This window comes from Hyphomonas sp. TMED31 (assembly GCF_002172815.1).
GTDB classification, from domain to species: Bacteria; Pseudomonadota; Alphaproteobacteria; order Caulobacterales; family Hyphomonadaceae; genus Hyphomonas; species Hyphomonas atlantica.
In genome coordinates this window covers 17033-35583 of sequence record NZ_NHCK01000015.1, presented here as the reverse complement: position 1 = coordinate 35583, position 18551 = coordinate 17033, and the positions used below count along the sequence as shown (strand labels likewise).

Genomic DNA, 18551 nt, shown 5'->3' with positions numbered 1-18551 from the left:
CCATCCCTTCAGAAACGAAACGCGCCCGCCGGACCAGCCAGCGAGCGCGCTTCACTGAAGTCACCCGGACCTCAGCCCCAGTTCGTATCCGACTGCTCGATCAATGGCACTGACGCCTCGTCGCTGGCTTGCGATGCCTTGAAGCCGATATAGGCCGGGCCAAGCATTACGAGGAAAAGCACGGGCAGGAAGAACAGGATCATTGGAACCGTCAGCTGCGCAGGCAGTGCGGCCGCCTTTTTCTCAGCAGCCGCCATGCGCATGTCGCGGTTTTCCTTGGCCATGATGCGCAGGGCGTCGCCGAGAGGCGTACCGTAGCGCTCCGCCTGTCCCAGCGCCATACAGACCGCCTTGATACCGTCATTCCCGGTACGCTTTGCGAGGTTCTCATATGCCTGACGACGCTCTGGCAGGTAAGACAGCTCCGCCACGGTCAGGCCGAACTCTTCCGCCAGCTCCGGTGATGCAGATCCGATTTCCTGACTCACTTTTGAGAAGCCAAGCTCGATCGACATACCCGCCTCAACGCAGATCAGCAGCATGTCCAGCGCATCCGGAAAGGCACGCATGATCGATTGCTGGCGCTTCTGGGCCATGTTCGAAACATAGAGGTTCGGTGCATAGAAACCTGCTGCGGCACCAAATAGCAGCGAGCCATATTTCAGCATCGGCGAGAAGCCGTGATCATTGACGAAGAAGATGTAGAAAAACATCAGCAGGGCGCCAGCGAAAGGCAGCGTCATTCGCGCAAAGTAGAAGGCTGACAATGGCCCCGGCCCCCGCAGACCGGCCTTGGACAGATTGTCGACAATGTTCGGATCTTCCAGCGCCTTGGCCAGATTCAGCTTCGACGAAATGTTGCCCACCATGGAATCATCCGTCCGGCGAAGGCCTTTCGGATTGTCCAGTGCGGCGCGGCTCTGCTTACGAAGTTTCTCGCGCTGTTCCGTGACCGCCTTCAGGCGCGTTTCCAGTTTGTCCGTCTGCAGATATGGCAGCAGGACAGAAATCACGGTCGCGAACACGGCGAGCGCGACCAGAAGAGCTGCAATCGCATCAGGCTTGGCGAGTGATGTAAGAATATCTCCCATCTGTCGCCCCTACATGTCGAAGTTGATCATTTTGCGCATAACGGCAACGCCCATCATCATCATGACCACACCGATGGTCAGAAAGAGATGGCCCGTATCCGTCGTGAACAGCTGCATCACATAGGCGGGCGTGGTCATGTAGACGAGGAAACCGACCACAAAGGGCAACGCGCCGATGATCATGGCCGACGCCTTGGCCTCGGACGACATGGCCTTTACCTTTTCGCGCATCATCTTCCGGGCACGAATGACGCTCGACAGATTACCCAATGCCTCAGACAGGTTACCACCCGCCTTGGACTGGATCATGAGCACGATCATGAAGAAGTTCACTTCCTGAAGCGGCACACGCTTGTAGAATGTGTTCAGCGACCGCTCGAGCCCTGCCCCCATGGCCAGATTGTCTGACAGCATAGCAAATTCAGTCCGCAGTGGCTCAGGGGATTCCCGAGAGATGATCCGGACACTTTCATTCAACGGCAAACCGGACTTCACACCCCGAACGATAATATCCAGCGCATCAGCGAACTGGTTGATCATTTTCTTGTTTCGGCCATTGGTCATGAAATTCAGGATCATGCGCGGCAAGCCAACGGCGCCAACAAAGAATGCCGAGCCAACCAGAATCGGACGGCTCTTCAGGGACACGCCGCCAATCACGAGGCCATCGAAACCAAGTGTGTAAACCAGACCTCCAATCAGGAGGCCCAGCACGAGAGAGAGCATCCAGAACGCCGCGACGGGAATATCCAGCCCGGCCTGAGTTAAGCGGGACTTCAAGTTCTGCGGTCGGATCGCCTTGCGCCGCTCCTTGTCCTGCTTGCGCATATTGTCCAGCATTTCCTGGGTTTTCTGGCGGCGCTTGGCGGTTTCGTCCATCGCCTTCCCGCGCTTGCCAGCCCCGGACCCGCCGGTGCCGATCGCTTTGGCACGCTTCTTCGCAGCCGCGTCGGCGCTATCGCCTGTCAAGGCGAGGCCCACGCCGACAATGGTCAGGAAGGCAAGCCCGGCGATTGCATAGATGATGAGTGAATTATCCATCTATCAGGACCCCAGCTCGTCGAGAGCCACAGCCAGGTCGCGCTCAAGATTGTAATAGGACGCCCGCTCCCAGAAGCGCGGACGACCCACGCCCGTGCCGCGGTGCGTGCCTGCGACTTTTCCGTCTTCGTCTTCGCCCTCGATTTCGTACTTCAGTACATCCTGCAGCACGATGGTCTCCCCTTCCAGCCCCATCACCTCGGTGATGTTCATGATCCGGCGGGAGCCATCCCGAAGGCGAGAGGCCTGCACAACCACATCGATAGACCCGACGATCATTTCACGGATCGTCTTCGCAGGCAGCGAGAAGCCGCCCATCGTGATCATGGATTCAACCCGGCTCAGGGCTTCGCGCGGGCTGTTGGCGTGCAGTGTTCCCATTGAGCCGTCATGGCCCGTGTTCATGGCCTGCAGCAAGTCGAATGCCTCCGGTCCACGCACCTCGCCCACAATGATCCGCTCAGGACGCATACGCAGACAGTTCTTGACCAGATCCCGCATCGTGATTTCGCCAGAACCTTCAATGTTCGGCGGGCGCGTTTCGAGGCGCACGACATGCGGCTGCTGGAGCTGAAGTTCCGCAGAGTCTTCGCACGTGATGACGCGCTCGGTCGGGTCAATGAAGCCGGTCAGGCAGTTCAACAGCGTTGTCTTTCCTGAACCCGTACCGCCAGAGATCAGGACGTTGCAGCGCGAATGACCGATAATGCGCAGAATTTCAGCGCCAGCTTCGGAGATCGACCCGAAATTAACGAGATCGTCCAGGCGCAGCTTGTCCTTCTTGAACTTACGAATGGTAAGGGTCGGACCGTCAATTGCCAATGGCGGCGCGATGACGTTCACACGTGAGCCGTCCAGCAAGCGCGCGTCACAGATGGGTGAGGAATCGTCCACGCGGCGACCCACCTGGCTCACGATACGCTGACAGATATTCATCAGCTGGGCATTGTCGCGGAAGCGAATATTCGTCCGCTCGATCTTGCCGTTTACCTCGATATATGTGGTGTCGGCGCCGTTGACCATGATGTCGGCAATGTCGTCCCGCGCCAGCAATGGCTCCAGCGGACCATAGCCGAGCACATCGTTGCAGATATCGTCGAGCAGCTGTTCCTGCTCTGAGATCGACATCACAACATTCTTGATGCTGATGATTTCGACAACGATGTCGCGGATTTCCTCACGCGCGCTTTCGGCGTCGAGCTGGGCGAGCTGTGACAGGTCAATCGTGTCGATCAGCGCGTTGAAGATGGTCATCTTCGTCGCATAGTACTGATCTGTCTGCTGGTTGACCTTGCGCACGGGTTCCGGCTTGGGCTCCGGCGGTGGGCTTGCGGGTTTCGACTTCGCAATCGGCTTGGGCGCGCCTTTTACCGGCACAGGCTCCGGTACCGGAGGTTTCTTCGGCGCAGGCTTGGGTTTCGCCTCAGCCACTGGCACCGGTTTCGGTGTCGGCTTGGGCGCAGGTGTTGAGGTTGGCGTCAGCGTCTGACTGCTGGCAGGTCGTTTTCCAAAGGCCATACGAGAGATCTCCCCAGGATCACTTTCCCAGCAACTTCTTAAGGAATGACTTTTCCTGAGGCACGACAGCGCGTCCGCTGAGCGTAGAGGCGAGATGATCGATGGCCTGAGATGACTTGGATTCAGGCGCTGTCTCGGAAATCATCTGGCCATTGTTCGCGGCTGTGCCGAACAGTTCAGGGTCGAATGGCAAAATTACGTCCGGCTCTACGCCGATCGCTGCGGAGAAGTCCTTGGCGGGAATCTCCGGGCGCTTCGGCACACCGCTCATGTTCAATACTAGGCGTGGCGGATGATCGTTCGGGCGCTTGGCCTTCATCTGGTCGATCATGTTCTTGCCATTGCGCAGCGATGCGAGATCCGGCTGGCAAACAATGATAACTTCATCTGATGCGATCAGCGTGCTCATCATCCAGCTGGACCACATGTGCGGCAGGTCCAGCACGAGATACGGAACATTGCGGCGCACGCCTTCAATTACCGTGGAATAAGCTTCATCCGGAATGTCCATGATCTGGTTGATCGTGGCCGGCGCCGTGAAGAGGGACAACCGGTCTGTCGGCTTGGCAAGCAAGCGCTCGATGACGGATTCATCTGCGCGCTCCGGGGCCAACAAGGCGTCGGCTACCGTTTGAGGCGTCTCCTGATTGAAATCCAGCGCCGTGGTCCCGAATGACAGATCCAGATCTACCAGCGTCGTATTGACCTTCACATTCTCGGCCAATGCCCAGGCCAGATTGTGCGCAATGGTTGAGGCCCCTACCCCGCCCTTGGCACCTACCACGGAGATCTGCTTGCCGATGAACGGCGACTCCGGATTGACGAACAACTCGCCGATGGACCGAATGATCTGAAGTGGCTGGAAGGGTGGAACAAGATATTCGCTAACGCCCCGAGCGATCAGCTGACGATACAGCGTGATGTCGTTTACAGCACCGATCACCATCACTTTGACGTTCTCGTCGCAATGCTCCGCCAGCGCATCAATTTCGCGCAAGACCTGAGCTGCCGAATCCGAGGACTCGATCAGAAGCAGGTTTGGCGTCGGGTTTTCGCTCATATAGGCGATCGCCGCCGGAATGCCGCCAGGAATGCACTCGACCGTTGCGCGCCCCATGCGCCGATCGTGGGAACACACTTCAAGCATGCCGCGTGTCTCTTCACGCTCATAGAACAGCTTGATGGAGATGGCCGGCAGCATCACGTCGCCACCCGAAGGCTCGCCGTGGCCGAACGCGCTGAGGTCCTGCTCGACCGGATTGTGAAGCGCAGCCCCGGACGCAGCATCTTCAGCGACTGCATCCTGCTCATCCGTTGCGTCATTTGCCGCAGACGGCCTTACAAGATCAGCCAGCGGATCGTCAGAAAAGACGTCTTCAAAGTCTTCGTCAAACAGTGCTTTTTCGTTAGACATGCTCTACCAAACCTTCTTCCCTCAGCCCTAGTTGCCAACCGCAGACGACACCTGGCCGGACTCATCCTCACTGCGCTCTGCTCCGGTGGCTTCCCCGGCCCGGAACTTCGTCAGGATCGTGTTGCGACGCAGCGCGTCACCTTGTTCAAGCGGCCTCTGGCCGAGCAGGTCAGCAGGGTCCGCAATCATTGCCGCCATATTCGTGCGGATCGCACAGCCCAACGTCGGCAGTTCATTGTTCGAAGAAATGTCTGCCATATCCAGGCTGGCCAGCGACGGACAATCCGGTGCAATGGCCTCATAGGCCTGGAACGCCAGGATCAGCGGCTCGGAAATCTCTGAGTCAGCGCCATGGCTGCTGCCGGACATTTCCTCATAAGTGACCCCGTTTTCCCAGGCGATCTCGCGAGCCTCAACAACGGCCGTAACGGCCAGCTGAGGATTCTGTGAGGATTCCGGCAATGACATGATCAGCGGTCCGTGTCCTGCGGACCGATAGGCCGCAACGAAATTCTGGATCCGCGCCTTGTCGCTCAGGCTCAGCTCACTGGCTGCCGGATGAATATCGATTTCAAGAAACTCGGTTCGCTTTGCCACACCGATCTGGTTTCGGTCCAACGGCGTCCCCTGAAGATAGGACGCTGGCACTGCGGTCGGGGCCTGGCTCGCGCAGGCTGTGACGGTTGCCACGCCGACAATGGCGGCAAATGCAAAAGAAGATGTCTTCAATCTGGTCATTCCCGGTCCCCTATTCCTCAATGAAGCCAACAGGCGCACGATAGGATTCTGCATCCACTTTCGCGCCGTTCTTGCCATACTGTTCGTTCAGCTTGCCGAAGAAGATCGTCTTGGCGTCAGAGCTGTTTGCAAAGCCATCCGCAGGCGTCCGCAACTGATTCTTCGATGTCGGATCCACCAGATATGGCGTGACAATCACAACCAGTTCCGTTTCCGACTGAATGAAGTCCCGTGACTGGAACAACGCACCCAGAATGGGCAACTTCTTGAGACCAGGCACCTGGTCCAGCGTCTGGCGCGACCGGGTCTGGATCAGGCCGGCCATCATCATGGATCCGCCGGACGGCAGCTCGATGGTTGATTCCGCACGCCGCACAGACAGAGCGGGCAGAGTTGCGCCTTCTACCGTGTAGACATTGCCATCCGCATCGGTCGTCGTGGAACTGGTGCCCTGAAACGCGCCTTCAGATGTCAGTTCGGAAACTTCGGTCGACACTTTCAGTGAAATCCGCCCTTCGGAGAGGACAACCGGCGTAAAGCCAAGGCCGACACCATAGGGTTTGAACTCAACCGTGATGCGACCATTGTTGTCTTGCCCGACCGGGACAGGGAACTCACCGCCCGCGAGGAATTTGGCGCTTTCACCCGACATGGCAACGATGTTTGGCTCTGCCAGTGTCCGAACGATTCCGACGCGCTCCAGCGCATTGATCTCTGCGCCGATACTCGATTGCAGATCCGATCCAACGTAATTCTGGTAACCTATGGTGCCGCCAAAACCACCAAGGCTCTGGCCCTGCACCGGGAAGCTGAGCGAGCTGCCAATGTCAGCATTCAGAGAATATGGCAGGCCAGGCGCCAGCGTCGTTGTGCCCGAATCCACTACGGTCCCGCTGCCATTGTCCGTAAACAATTGGCGCTCCACAAGACGCGACAGATCGCCAAAACCAGGCGAGCCGGTCAGATTGATGCCGAGCTGTTTGACCGCGTTGCGCTGCATCTCCACGATGCGAACTTCCAGCATGACCTGGTCCTTCGCGGAAATGTTGATCATGTTGATGACCTGCGTTTCGTCACCCGCCCGAACATAGGCAGAGACCAGCCGCTCTACCGCATTCGATGCAGACAGACTGTCGGCCGTGCCGGTCAGCACGACGCTGCCATTCACACCTTCGATCCGCACTCTCGCATCCGGAACGTGGCGCGCGACAAGCTGCTCCAGACTGGCCATATCCATCTCGACACCGATTTCCAGGTTCAGGATCTGGTTTCCTGCCCGGTCGAAGACGAATGCATTTGTCTGGCCGAAATTGACCCCGCGAAAGATGATGCGCTTGGCAGTCTGCACAACGGCATCTGCAATTTCGGGATTGGTAATCACAACGTCTGCGGCTGGCTTGTCCAGCTCGACTATCATGGACTTGTTCAGGCCCAGTGTGACGCGCTCACTATAGTTTGACTCACCGGGATAGGTGATGTTCGCCCCGATTGATTCTGGCGCAGCAACTGCTGAAGGTGCGAACGCCAGAGTCAGCGCAGCAATACCTGAAATGTAACTCCGCTTACCCACGATCAGCTACCCCCTGGCCCGGCGCTGGTCGCCTTGCCACTACGATATATCTTGATACCGCCATTGCTGCTTCCCCCCGTTTCGAGCAGGTCAACCCGCGCATCCCGCTCGAATGTGTCGCCAACATCAGACCATGGGCGCAACGACAGGGTCAGACGCCCCTTCCGTTCGGCCAGGGCTATCAGTTCGGCTTCCTTGTTGTTCACTTCCAGCGTTGCAGTGTTCCCGACCTGATAGGGCCCTTCTGTCTCGCTGTCCTTGGTGTGGATCTGGTCTATAGCCAGCACCCGTACGTTCTGGAGTATTGTCTCACTGGTCGTTTGCTCGGCAGGCGCGCCATCCGGGCCCACAAAGGTCATTTGGTAGGTCATGATCACATCGACATAATCATTTGGCAGGATGAATCCGCCCGAAGCGGATTCGGTAGAAATCTCGACAGATATCGCCCGCATGCCCGGCGTGACGAGCGCGGCCATCGTTCCGGTGTCGCCTTTGGCTACCAGTTTTTTCGTCAGGATGGGTTCCAACTCGAACATTGGGATACGCACTACCGTACCGGCCCACTCTTCGATCGCCTCAGGAGAAGACTCTTCGGTCAGGTACCCTTCAACGACATTGTCCTCAGGCCAGTCAGCCCATTCAAGATCGTCTACGGTCACTACATCACCGATCATCAGGTCTCGCGCTGCCACAAGAACCTTCGTTTCGGATACTTCCACCGTCTCGACCACAGTCGACTGGACTGCCTGCGATGGCGTTGCATCAACGAGGTTTCTGACAAGAAACGCCGCTGCAATGGCGGCGATGGCAGCGCCGATCAGGATAATCAGCCGAACTGGTGACATGAGGCCCCACTCCTCCGGAATTCAAGACACCTCGGATGGTCTGACGCATTCAGATTCACCCGGTCAGAGCGGACATTTTCACAAGGCCACTAAAGCATCGTTAACTGAAAAGACCGATCCGGTTTAAGATTTCCGAAAGGAATGGAGAACTGCCTCCCGCTGCAAACACGCCCGCTGTAATGGCCACTGCGTAAGGCACACCCGCCTTCTCTTCGAACGGCGCGCGAATGGCCCCCGGAAGCGCCTCGGCTGGCATATATTTTCTTACCGCAAGGATGAGAAGTGCACAGCCGCCACCCGCCACAGCCATCATGAATACGAACGGAATCGTTGCATTTGGCCCAAGCCAGAGAATCACGGCGGGAATCATCTTGGCATCCCCTCCCCCAAAGATATTGAAGGCAAAGAGCCCAAAGGCGATCAGGAACGCGCAGCCCGCTGCCATAGCATGTCCACCAATGATCTCCATTGGAACGCCGGACACCGCCGCGGCCGGAACAAACATGCCGGCAAGCGTCAAATTGAGCCAATTGGGAATGGTCAGCCGGTTGACGTCGTGCATCGCCGCAAAGACGCAGAGGGCCAGGAATGCGCTGGAAAGAATGGCCAGGATCATGGAGGGCTTCCTTCAATTCAATATGCAGGCCTTGTGACACAAAAGGCTGAAGGAAGTTTTGAGACAATCCGCCTCAAGAATAAAAGAAGCCGCCGGGACATCCCAGCGGCTTCGTTTAATTAGAGGAAGCGCAGAAAATAATTATTCTGAAGCTTCTGCACCAGCACCGTCGATGCTGCCGGAAACGTTGGTGAACTTGTCGTTGACCGACGTACCAAGAGCAGTAGCGCCACCGATGATAGCGACTGCGATCAGAGCAGCGATCAGGCCGTATTCAATAGCCGTAGCACCAGACTCGTCTTTCAGAAAACGTGCAAACATTTGGAAACTCCCATCATGCAATTGTTTTTGCCCCGGCAAAATCCTCTACCCGGAACATGATCAACCCTACCCGACCATTCTCAACATCACATGAAAGAAAAGAGAAAATCCGTGAAGGCGAATGAGGGAACTATTAACCTTCTGAAGACCTGCAAATATTGGTCTTTTTCTGATTCGCGCTCCGTTTGTTCGGGTCGCGCGTAACCACTATATATATAGAATGCAAACACGNCGGTAACCTAGTTAGGAAACGNGCAACCTTCTTCATACTAATGTGCCCATGCTGAAAACCGTGGAGTCGGCGAATGAGAATGTTTTCGAAAATGTGCACTTTGTCCATGGTCGCCGTCGGCCTCGGCCAGGCGGCGATTGCCGGCCCATTGTCGGTTGAACTCAACAAAACCATTCCGGTCCATCTCCGCGGAACCGCCGCAAGCGTTGTGCTGGGCAGTCCCTCTATTGCCGATGTCGCCGTCCATGACGAGAACCTGCTTTTCGTGACAGGTAAATCGTTTGGCACGACCAACCTGCTCGTCTTTGATAAGGCCGGTCGCCAGATATATTCATCTGACATTGTCGTGGTTGCTGATGAGGCCAACCTCGTTACGGTCAATCGGTCCGGATCAAATTTCACATATGACTGCGTGCCCAATTGTCGCCCGACAATCAGCGTCGGTGACGATTCTGGACACTTCGACGAGCAGATCCAGCAGCGCATAGGCGTCAAGCAAATCACTGACGATTGATAGTCCGAACTCGCGCCCCTCGACGAAATCGATAAAATTCGATCTTTCTGATCAACAGCGTGCAAACCGAACTCCTGTATAGGTACCCTCTGACAAGGGGGCCTGTCCGGGTGATGAATATGGCTTTGCAACACGGAATAATTGCACCGCGCCTGCGCGCGAAGCTTGAACGCTGGTGTCAGGATCGGCGCGGAGCTACAGCAGTGGAGTTTGCCATTGTGGCCGCTCCCTTCTTCTTTCTCATCTTCGGTTTGATGGAAGTCTGCATGGTTTTCATCCTGTCCACCGTTTTGGAACACGCGCTGGGCGAAGCGGCCCGGAAGATCCGTACGGGTCAGGCGCAAGACAACCGGTTCACAATAATCGAATTCCGCAATGAGGTCTGTTCGAACTTCTACAACATGCTGGAGTGCGACGAACGACTCTACATTGACGTCAGGTCGCTGGACAATTTCAGCGCGGCAGACCTTACCTCCCCGCTCGATGGGGATGGTGAGATCGATGACAGCGACTTCAAATACGATCCGGGTGCGGCCAATGACGTAGTCGCCGTGCGTGTGATGTACGAATGGAAATTGATGACGCCGTGGGTATCTGCGCCGCTGTCCACGCTTCCAAACAACCGCCACCTGCTTCAGGCCAATGCGGTCTTCCGCAACGAGCCCTTTGGAGATTGATCACGATGTCGAGAAAAACACTTCTCTCCCGGCTCAACCCCCGTCTCAAATGGCGCGGCGTGCGCGGTATCCGCTATAATCAAGAAGGCGTGTCCGCTGTCGAGTTCGCGCTGATCGCGCCATTGTTGCTGCTGATCTATCTCGGCGCGGTCGAGCTCAGCCTGCTGATGCGTGTGGACCGCCGCGTCACATCTACCACGGCTGGATTGGGAGATCTAACGGCACGTCTCGCCACGGTGACCGATGACGATATGGAAGAGATGTTCGCGGCAGCTGTCGTGATGATGCAACCCTACGACGCGGAAAAAGCCACTATGCGCATCACCAGTATCGTCGACAATGGCGATGGCCGGACGCGCGTAGACTGGTCGGATTCCTATCTGATGCCCGCCTATGCAAAGGGGGATCGGGTGACGGTACCGGACGGTATCGTATCCTCTCCTGGGTCAGTGATCATGGCGGAAGTGGTCTACACTTACAAAAGCCAGATTGGCGGCATCCTCAAATCTGACGTGACCATTGATGACAAATTCTATCTGCGCCCGCGTCGTGTGAACGAGATCGCGCGCGTCACGGATGGCGGNGGCGACTCGTTCGGGCCGACCAGCTAGCCCCCGGGTTCATCAATCCGCGGGTGCCTTGCCCACGCGCACNGTCGTCAGCACGGCAAAGCCCAGGAAGAACAGCAAGCCAATGGCGGACATGCCAACACGCTGGCTGTTTGACCAGGTCGTAAACAGTTCGATCAGCAAGGGTCCGATCCAGACTGTGACCGTTCCGGCAATCGCGTAGAGACCGAAGAACTCCCCCCGCATATGCGTTGGCGCAATGTGCACCAGCATGGAGCGGCTGGACGAGATGTTCGCCGTGGCAAACACACCGATCAGGGCGCCATTCAGGAGATACGTCACGTCCGACAGGCTGGAAAAGACTGGAGCGTTCCACAGCTCGCGGTTTTCAATCAGGCCGAACAGGATGGACTCCCGCGTGACAGACAAGCCGAAAAGCAAGATGATCACGATGGCNANCAANTCCATCANAAGCGCATTNTTCGGGCCGAGCTTNGANTCNAACCANCCGCCGGCCACNCCGCCAACNGCNGCCCAGATNGANGCCCAGATNGCNTANACNGTCAGCTCGACNATNCCCCANCCNAGGAACAGGCTGACATACACAGCCGCCAATGCCAGCAANGCAAACATGCCGTCAGCATAGATCGTGCGCGCNATCAGGAATTTGAACGCTTCACGATACTGCGCGGCCTTTCGCACAGTTCGGATGACGCCCAAGGCCCCCTGCTTCACCGATGGGAAGAAAGGTGTCCCCTTCACGCCCGTATCCTTGGAATACAGGAAGAAAGGAATGATCATCACGGCCAGCCACACGGCGCAGATCGGACCGGCGATGCGGAAATGCTCATACTTTGATGTGTCGATCCCGAACAGCGGTTCAGCGAACGGCCAGCCTAACATGTCAGGCAGGGCGAACATGCCGATGACCGCCACGAACAACAGCGCCGCCGCTGCATTGCCCAGCGCCAGGCCCAGCCCTGACACCGCTGGCAACGCAGAGGGCCGCGCCGCATCCGGCAACATGGAATTGTGGGTCACTTCACTGAACGTATAGGTCACATAAGCGGCAATCAGGATGGCGATGACCGTGCCCGTGGAGAAGCCCGCCTCGCCGGGCACCGCCCACCAGAGCAGGAAGCTGAGCACAGACAACGTGCCCAGGAACAGGACCAGCAAGGGCTTTCGCCGCAATCCCCGGTCAAATGCCGCGCCGAGGAAGGGCGCCGTCAGCGCTGCAATGGCGCCAGCCCATTTTGACAGGGACGCGACGACTGCCTGCCCCTTCGCTCCGGCCACTTGCCGCGCGGTCTCAGGGTCCATGCCCTCCAGCTCGCCACTGGCCATAATGTCCGCGCCGATAATGTCTCGCGCAAAATATGGCGCGAACACATAGATGATGATCAGGATGTAGTACGGGTTGCGCGCCCATTCGAACCAGGCCCAGGCAAATCCGGTCTTTCCGAGCGCTCCACCTTCCCCTGCCGTGTGGGTGCCTTGTGCTGCCACAATTGCAGCTTCCTCATCCTGCCCCGGCGAAATGGATGTCTCGGTCATGAATTGTCCTCCCAAGTGCCGTTTCCCGGCATCTGTCGCCTAGCGTGCACATTCGAGCGGGAAGGGAAAGCGGTTTTGCGGCTGTCGCTGCGTCAGCCTGACAGCTTTTCTGCGAGGTCTGCAGCATACTTGGTGATGTCGCCTGCGCCGAGACAAACCACCATTGCGCCGGGCTCTGCCACACCCTTCAGCACTGCCGGCAGCGCGTCGAGAGATTCGATCGTTGCAGCGCCGCGATGCCCATTGCGTGCAATGCTGGTGACCAGCGTTTCATGGTCAAAGCCTTCGATCGGGCTTTCACCCGCCTCATAGACCGGCGCGACCAGAACATGGTCGGCCTGGTCAAAGCAGCGCGAGAAATCCTCGAACAGGTCGCGCAGGCGCGTATAGCGGTGCGGCTGGCACACGGCGATCAGCTGGCCCTGCCCTTGCATCGCGCGCGCGGCCTTCAGCACGGCTGAGATCTCGACCGGGTGGTGCCCGTAATCGTCGATGATGCGCACAGGTGGCTGGCCCTCGACTGGCGTCCATTCGCCAACCTGGGTGAAGCGGCGCTTTACCCCGCCGAACTGGCCCATCGAAGTGCGGATCTGTTCATCCGTCGCACCCAGCTCCAGTGCCACGGCCACAGCTGCCAGGGCGTTCTGCACATTGTGCTCGCCCGCCATCGGCAGGGTCAGCCCTTCAATCATGCGTGGCTGTGCCGAGCCCGGACGACGCAGGGCGACATCGAAATGCGCGCCGGACAGGTCGGTGTTCAAATTGATGGCCCGCACATCTGCCTGGCGGTTGAAGCCATAAGTGATGCGCCGGCGGTCTGTCACCCGCGCGGCCAGCCCCTGCACTTCCGGGTGGTCCGTACACAGGACGGCAAATCCGTAGAAAGGCAAGTTCTCGACGAAGGTATCAAACGCCTCGCGCAATTTTTCCATGCTGCCATAATGGTCCATATGTTCCGGGTCGATATTCGTGACCACGGCGCAGGTCGGGTGCAGCTTGGCGAAGGTGCCATCGCTCTCGTCGCTTTCGACCACCATCCAGTCGCTCTCGCCCGCCTTGTAGTTCGAGCCATAGGCATGGATGATGCCGCCATTGATGACGGTCGGGTCGATGTTCGCACCATCCAGCAGCGCCGCGACCATGCTGGTCGTCGTCGTCTTGCCATGCGTTCCGGCGATGCAGACCGTGTATTTCAGGCGCGTGATCTCTGCCAGCATATTGGCACGGCGCACAACCGGAATGCCGGCAGCGCGGGCGGCGTCCACTTCGGGATTTCCGGATTTGATCGCCGTGGAGATGATGACGGTNCCGGCACCCTTCACATTTTCGGCCTTGTGGCCAATGAAGATCTTTGCGCCGCGCTCTCTCAGACGCTGGATATTGTCGGATTCACGAATATCCGAACCCTGAACCTCATAGCCCATCGTGATCATCACATCCGCAATGCCGGACATGCCAATGCCGCCGATGCCAACAATATGCGCCGGGCCAAGGTCAAAAGGAGTGGGAGAGGTCATGCGTGATCGTCCAGATAAGAAAGCGGGAACGCCTAGCGATACCGTGACGCGGGAGCGGGAAGCAAGCGCTGCTTCTGCACGACGCATTCATGAAACCTGCCAGCGATATTCTTGAACCCAGAAGATGCAGTCCCAACATGACTGGAATGAGGCGCGATTCGGGTGCTTCAACGGTTTGGGAGCCTCAATCATGAACATGCATCTGGCCCAGNTGAATGTCGGCCGCCTCGCCGCCCCGACTGATGATCCACGCGTCAAGGAGTTCATGGACAATCTCGACCTCGTCAACGGGATCGGCAAATCCATGCCGGGTTTCGTCTGGATGATGGAAGGTTCAGGCGAGCCCGGCCAGGGCAACACCGAGGCGAAAATCGGCGACGACCCGCAGTTCGTCGCCAACCTGACCGTCTGGGAAGACGTCAAAAGCCTCGAAACCTTCGTCTGGGGCACCATTCACCGCAANTTCTATGAGCGCCGGACTGAATGGTTCGAGATGNTGCGGGATATGCATTTCGTGATGTGGTGGGTGCCGGAAGGCCACCAGCCAACNTTGGACGAAGCGATGGANCGCCTTGCGCATCGCCGCGAGCATGGCGATTCCGACACCGCNTTCGGTTGGGAATGGCTGCGCGACGCGAAGATGCACAGGACGCACGCCTGCGCCCCTCGGGTAGCCTAAAGCTCCGCCACCCGCTCTGCCATGTCGGCAAGCTCCTTGGCCGCATTTATCTTTGCTGACGCTTTCGCCTTGGCCGCGCGTTGTTTCAGTTCGTCCGTATCCTGCAAGCGCGCTGTGATCAGCCCGCCCAGCAATTGCGGATAGAGATTGGTTTCCAGCACCATGTCTGCCGCGCCAATCTCTGTCAGCGCCTCGGCATTGGCGGCCTGGTGGTCATCCATGGCAATGGCCAGCGGGATCAGAATACTGGGCCGACCCACCGCCGCGATCTCCGACACCGTCCCCGCCCCGGACCGTGCAATGACGAGATGCGCTTGCGACAGCTTCTCCGGCATATCGGAAAAGAATGGCGACAATTCCGCCTCGATCTTCGCGCGGCGATACATATTGTCGACAAACGCGTACTGCTCCTTGCGAACCTGCTGGATCACGCGCAGGCGCGATTGCAGCGGTGGCGGGATATGATCAACAATCGCCGCCGGAATTGTCTCGCCAATGATCTTTGATCCCTGACTGCCGCCAGTGATCAAAATGGTCAGCTTGTCGTCCGTAGACGGGAACGGATCATCGCGCCGCGCGAGAATGGCTTCTCGTACCGGATTACCGACCGCCAGNTGCGCACTCCAGGATGGCAGCTTGTCCAGCCGCTCGAACCCGCTTGCCACCAGTTTGGCCTGCCGCGCAAAGCGCCGGTTCACCCGGCCCAGGACAGCGTTCTGTTCGTGAATAATGATCGGCACATTCATCCGCCGCGCCGCTGCAAGTGCTGGAAAGGCCGGATACCCGCCAAACCCTGCCACCAGCATCGGACGCGACTCGAACATCAGTTTCTTGGCGCGATTAATGCCNGCATTGATCTTCATGGCCGCCTTCGGCAGCGTCCAGGGCTTGCGGAAGTTCGGAGAGGCGGCCTGCACCTGCTCCAACCAGTCTGCCGGGAAGTCCTTGGCATATTTCGCGCCGCGCTTGTCAGAGATCAGGCCGATCCGCCAGCCACGCGCGCGCATCTCGTCCGCAAAGGCGCGTGCGGGGAACATGTGCCCCCCGGTTCCCCCTGCTGCGATGATGACGAGCTTGTCTTTCGTGTCAGCCATACCGGCCCCTTGTGCGCGTACCTTGTCCGCGCACAAGTGCCAGCGCAAGGCCCAGTGTCAATCCCGTCCCGATCATGGACGAGCCGCCATAGGACACAAAAGGCAGTGTCATGCCCTTTGGCGGTATCAGAGCCAGATTTACCGCGATGTTTATGGCAGCCTGAAGGCCAAATAGCGTGAAGAGTCCGGCACTTGCCGCCCGTGCATACCCATCGTGCAGACGAGAGCTGGCGCGGAAGCCTCTCAGGATCAGCAACACGAAAATGGCCATCAGCACGAGTGCAGCCACAAGACCGAATTCCTCGACCATGACCGCGAAGATGAAATCCGTGTGCGCGTCCGGCAGATGGATCTTCACCTGGCCTTCCCCCGGACCGACGCCAAACAGGCCACCCCGGCCAATTGCCTCTGCAGCCCGGTCGATCTGGTAGGTGTCTGCGGAGCTGGGATCAATGAAACTGTTCACCCGATACCGCACATGCGGCAGCAAGGCGTAAAGGGATGTCGCAAGCCCCAAGCCACCGANGGCGAACCCGGCCGCCCATTTCCACGGAAGCCCGCTGACGAAGAAAGTCACCACGAAGGCCGCCGTCAAAAGGGCCGACTGGCCGACATCCGGCTGCAACAGCAAGAGCCCGAGCGTGACCGCATAGAACAGGAAAGCCGTTACCGCCCAGGGACCATCCGGATACTGTTCACGTTGCGCCAATAGCCAGCCACCCAGAACGATCAGGGCCGGCTTCACCATCTCGCTCGGCTGGAGCGAAAAGCCGGCAATGCGCAGCCAGCGCTGCGCGCCTTTGGCTTCATGNCCGTAGAGCAGGATGAAGAACATCAAGGCGAGGCTGGCGACGAATACGAATGTGGCAAACCGCCGGGCCCAGGCGCGGTCCAGCATACTGACCGCAACCATGATGATCGCGCCCAGCCCGACAAAACAGACCTGCCTCAGAACAAAGAAATAGGGATCGTCATAGCCAATGCGCGTCGCCGCCGATGGCCCGGCCGCGAGCGACAGGAGCAGGCCAATTGCCATNAGAAAGAATGCGCCGCCGAGCAGGCCCCAATCGAGCGTCCGCCGCCACTCGGTCAGCCAGGACATATCCGAGCGTGCGAGCAGTGGGGTGGACGATACGTAGGTCAAGCCAACTCCTTTATCTCCTGCGGCATCATGGACTGAACGATGCTCCGGAACACATCTCCGCGATGTTCAAAATCGCGGAACTGGTCGAAACTCGCACAGGCAGGTGAAAGAAGAATGACCGGATTTTCGTCTCCGACCGCTTTTGCATCCTTAAATGCNGCCGCGACTGCTTTTTCGAGCGAGCCACAGGACTGAACAGCAACCNGCCCTCTCAGCGTNGCAGAGAATGGCTCCTCGGCCTCACCGATCAGATAGGCTTTCGTAATGTTCGGGAACAAGGGCGCGAGCGGCTTGATACCTTCGGCCTTGGGCACGCCGCCAGCGATCCAGTAGGCGTTCTTGTAGGCCTTCAGCGCCTGCTCGGCTGCCTCGGCATTGGTTGCCTTGGAGTCGTTGACGAATTTCACGCCATCGATCTCGCCGACCATTTCCAGACGATGCGCAAGACCAGGGAAGGTGCGCAGGCCGTCCATGATCGCCTGCTGGTCCAGGCCAAGCGACCGGCAGGCCGCATAGGCCGCCGCAGCGTTCTGATGGTTGTGGCGTCCGGGCANGGCCATGCAGTCGCGCAGATTGCCAATGTACTGGGCCTGCCCGTTGCAACTATCGTAAAGCCGTCCGTCCACGGCGCTGACGCCTCGGCCAAGCGCATAGGTGGACGAGGCCTGCANGACCCGCGCCGGGCCATTTGCCGACAGNCCGATGGCGATGGACTGGGTAATCACATCGTCAAACCCGATNACAGCGACATCGCGNTCTGTCTGGTTCTGGAANATGCGCATCTTCGCNGCCTGGTAGCCTTCCATGCCGCCATGACGATCCAGATGGTCCGGTGTGATGTTCATCAGGACGGCCACGTCGCAATGCAGGCTCTTCACCAGATCCAGCTGNTANGANGANAGCTCCAGCACATAGACCGCATTGGCATGCAGGGGCGCCAGGTCCAGGACGCCGGTGCCGATGTTTCCGCCGATGCGCACATCCCNGCCNGCCTGCTTCAGGATATGTCCAATCAGCGCCGTCGTGGTCGATTTGCCATTCGTGCCGGTGATGCCGACAATCTTCGGGCGGCCGCGTTCCGGCAATGCCTGCACGGCGCGGGCGAACAACTCCATNTCACCGACAATTGGCACATTGGTCATTTCCGCCATGCGCACGATGCGGTGTGGTTGAGGAAATTTGTAGGGCACGCCCGGCGACAGCACGAGCGCCGCGAAGGTCTGCCAGTCGCGTTTGTTGATGTCCGACAAGGTCAGGCCGGCGGCCTCTGCCTTGGCGCGGGTCTCTTCATTATCATCCCAGGCATGAACACGCGCGCCGCCAGCCTTCAGGGCCTTGGCAGCCGAGAGGCCTGTCCGGCCAAGGCCGAACACTGCAACATCTCTTCCCGCATATTCAGTAATCGGAATCATAA

The 18551-nt window shown here is 58.4% G+C and carries 18 protein-coding genes; 4 read left to right on the top strand and 14 right to left on the bottom strand.

Annotated elements, in window-relative coordinates; translation table 11 throughout:
- Nucleotides 1-71 precede the first annotated feature (71 nt).
- The 9 genes from CBB91_RS02615 to CBB91_RS02575 all read right to left on the bottom strand — a co-directional run bounded on the left by CBB91_RS02615 (nt 72) and on the right by CBB91_RS02575 (nt 9154).
- Complete coding sequence (locus CBB91_RS02615) at nt 72-1091, bottom strand: type II secretion system F family protein (protein WP_273011763.1); 1020 nt, start codon at nt 1089-1091, stop codon at nt 72-74.
- A 9-nt stretch (nt 1092-1100) separates the two neighbouring features.
- Entirely contained in the window at nt 1101-2132 is a 1032-nt protein-coding gene (locus CBB91_RS02610; RefSeq protein ID WP_273011760.1) for a type II secretion system F family protein, read from the bottom strand.
- A gap of 3 nt (nt 2133-2135) precedes the next feature.
- Entirely contained in the window at nt 2136-3650 is a 1515-nt protein-coding gene (locus CBB91_RS02605) for a CpaF family protein (protein ID WP_035554432.1), read from the bottom strand.
- A gap of 19 nt (nt 3651-3669) precedes the next feature.
- Nucleotides 3670-5064, bottom strand: a complete 1395-nt coding sequence (locus CBB91_RS02600; RefSeq protein ID WP_035554430.1) for an AAA family ATPase — start codon at nt 5062-5064, stop codon at nt 3670-3672.
- Between the two features lie 27 nt (nt 5065-5091).
- Complete coding sequence (locus CBB91_RS02595; protein WP_273011754.1) at nt 5092-5802, bottom strand: CpaD family pilus assembly lipoprotein; 711 nt, start codon at nt 5800-5802, stop codon at nt 5092-5094.
- 10 nt (nt 5803-5812) lie between these two features.
- Nucleotides 5813-7372, bottom strand: coding sequence for a type II and III secretion system protein family protein (locus CBB91_RS02590; RefSeq protein ID WP_273011753.1), 1560 nt, complete (start codon nt 7370-7372; stop codon nt 5813-5815).
- 2 nt (nt 7373-7374) lie between these two features.
- Nucleotides 7375-8217 (bottom strand): Flp pilus assembly protein CpaB, encoded by an 843-nt coding sequence (cpaB, locus tag CBB91_RS02585; RefSeq protein WP_273011751.1) that lies wholly within the window; start codon nt 8215-8217, stop codon nt 7375-7377.
- A 100-nt stretch (nt 8218-8317) separates the two neighbouring features.
- Entirely contained in the window at nt 8318-8833 is a 516-nt protein-coding gene (locus tag CBB91_RS02580; RefSeq protein WP_035554417.1) for a prepilin peptidase, read from the bottom strand.
- Nucleotides 8834-8974: 141 nt separating this feature from the next.
- The gene (locus tag CBB91_RS02575) at nt 8975-9154 is read right to left on the bottom strand and encodes a Flp family type IVb pilin (RefSeq protein ID WP_035554415.1); all 180 of its coding nucleotides are present in this window, start codon (nt 9152-9154) and stop codon (nt 8975-8977) included.
- Between the two features lie 305 nt (nt 9155-9459).
- On the opposite strand from CBB91_RS02575, the gene CBB91_RS02570 reads away from it, so the two are divergent.
- The 3 genes from CBB91_RS02570 to CBB91_RS02560 all read left to right on the top strand — a co-directional run bounded on the left by CBB91_RS02570 (nt 9460) and on the right by CBB91_RS02560 (nt 11188).
- On the top strand, nt 9460-9900 hold the full coding sequence (locus CBB91_RS02570) for a pilus assembly protein N-terminal domain-containing protein (protein WP_273011747.1): 441 nt from the start codon (nt 9460-9462) through the stop codon (nt 9898-9900).
- A gap of 119 nt (nt 9901-10019) precedes the next feature.
- The gene (locus CBB91_RS02565; RefSeq protein ID WP_273011744.1) at nt 10020-10577 is read left to right on the top strand and encodes a TadE/TadG family type IV pilus assembly protein; all 558 of its coding nucleotides are present in this window, start codon (nt 10020-10022) and stop codon (nt 10575-10577) included.
- Nucleotides 10578-10582: 5 nt separating this feature from the next.
- Nucleotides 10583-11188 (top strand): TadE/TadG family type IV pilus assembly protein, encoded by a 606-nt coding sequence (locus CBB91_RS02560; RefSeq protein WP_035554413.1) that lies wholly within the window; start codon nt 10583-10585, stop codon nt 11186-11188.
- A 12-nt stretch (nt 11189-11200) separates the two neighbouring features.
- Here CBB91_RS02560 and CBB91_RS02555 read toward each other — a convergent pair whose 3' ends face one another.
- Both CBB91_RS02555 and murC read right to left on the bottom strand, forming a co-directional pair.
- Nucleotides 11201-12703 (bottom strand): MFS transporter, encoded by a 1503-nt coding sequence (locus CBB91_RS02555; RefSeq protein WP_273011741.1) that lies wholly within the window; start codon nt 12701-12703, stop codon nt 11201-11203.
- 92 nt (nt 12704-12795) lie between these two features.
- Nucleotides 12796-14220: a UDP-N-acetylmuramate--L-alanine ligase gene (murC, locus tag CBB91_RS02550; protein ID WP_035554412.1), complete on the bottom strand. Its 1425-nt coding sequence runs from the start codon at nt 14218-14220 to the stop codon at nt 12796-12798.
- 190 nt (nt 14221-14410) lie between these two features.
- Here murC and CBB91_RS02545 point away from each other — a divergent pair, with 190 nt between their 5' ends.
- Nucleotides 14411-14899, top strand: coding sequence for a DUF3291 domain-containing protein (locus CBB91_RS02545; RefSeq protein ID WP_345906711.1), 489 nt, complete (start codon nt 14411-14413; stop codon nt 14897-14899).
- On the opposite strand, the gene murG is transcribed toward CBB91_RS02545, so the two are convergent.
- From murG to murD, 3 genes are all read right to left on the bottom strand, one after another.
- The gene (gene murG, locus CBB91_RS02540) at nt 14896-15993 is read right to left on the bottom strand and encodes an undecaprenyldiphospho-muramoylpentapeptide beta-N-acetylglucosaminyltransferase (RefSeq protein WP_273011736.1); all 1098 of its coding nucleotides are present in this window, start codon (nt 15991-15993) and stop codon (nt 14896-14898) included. The two genes, CBB91_RS02545 and murG, sit on opposite strands and share 4 nt — an antisense overlap.
- Nucleotides 15986-17095: a putative peptidoglycan glycosyltransferase FtsW gene (locus CBB91_RS02535; RefSeq protein ID WP_345906710.1), complete on the bottom strand. Its 1110-nt coding sequence runs from the start codon at nt 17093-17095 to the stop codon at nt 15986-15988. Before CBB91_RS02535 ends, murG begins: the two co-directional genes overlap by 8 nt.
- 38 nt (nt 17096-17133) lie before the next feature.
- Complete coding sequence (gene murD / locus CBB91_RS02530; RefSeq protein WP_273011730.1) at nt 17134-18549, bottom strand: UDP-N-acetylmuramoyl-L-alanine--D-glutamate ligase; 1416 nt, start codon at nt 18547-18549, stop codon at nt 17134-17136.
- Between the last annotated feature and the right edge of the window lie 2 nt (nt 18550-18551).

Excerpts from the sequence above, each read along its gene's own strand:
- CBB91_RS02615 (WP_273011763.1), bottom strand. The coding sequence starts at position 1,091 with ATGGGAGATATTCTTACATCACTCGCCAAGCCTGATGCGATTGCAGCT.
- CBB91_RS02610 (WP_273011760.1), bottom strand. The coding sequence starts at position 2,132 with ATGGATAATTCACTCATCATCTATGCAATCGCCGGGCTTGCCTTCCTG.
- CBB91_RS02605 (WP_035554432.1), bottom strand. The coding sequence starts at position 3,650 with ATGGCCTTTGGAAAACGACCTGCCAGCAGTCAGACGCTGACGCCAACC.
- CBB91_RS02600 (WP_035554430.1), bottom strand. The coding sequence starts at position 5,064 with ATGTCTAACGAAAAAGCACTGTTTGACGAAGACTTTGAAGACGTCTTT.
- CBB91_RS02595 (WP_273011754.1), bottom strand. The coding sequence starts at position 5,802 with ATGACCAGATTGAAGACATCTTCTTTTGCATTTGCCGCCATTGTCGGC.
- cpaB (WP_273011751.1), bottom strand. The coding sequence starts at position 8,217 with ATGTCACCAGTTCGGCTGATTATCCTGATCGGCGCTGCCATCGCCGCC.
- CBB91_RS02580 (WP_035554417.1), bottom strand. The coding sequence starts at position 8,833 with ATGATCCTGGCCATTCTTTCCAGCGCATTCCTGGCCCTCTGCGTCTTT.
- CBB91_RS02575 (WP_035554415.1), bottom strand. The coding sequence starts at position 9,154 with ATGTTTGCACGTTTTCTGAAAGACGAGTCTGGTGCTACGGCTATTGAA.
- CBB91_RS02570 (WP_273011747.1), top strand. The coding sequence starts at position 9,460 with ATGAGAATGTTTTCGAAAATGTGCACTTTGTCCATGGTCGCCGTCGGC.
- CBB91_RS02565 (WP_273011744.1), top strand. The coding sequence starts at position 10,020 with ATGGCTTTGCAACACGGAATAATTGCACCGCGCCTGCGCGCGAAGCTT.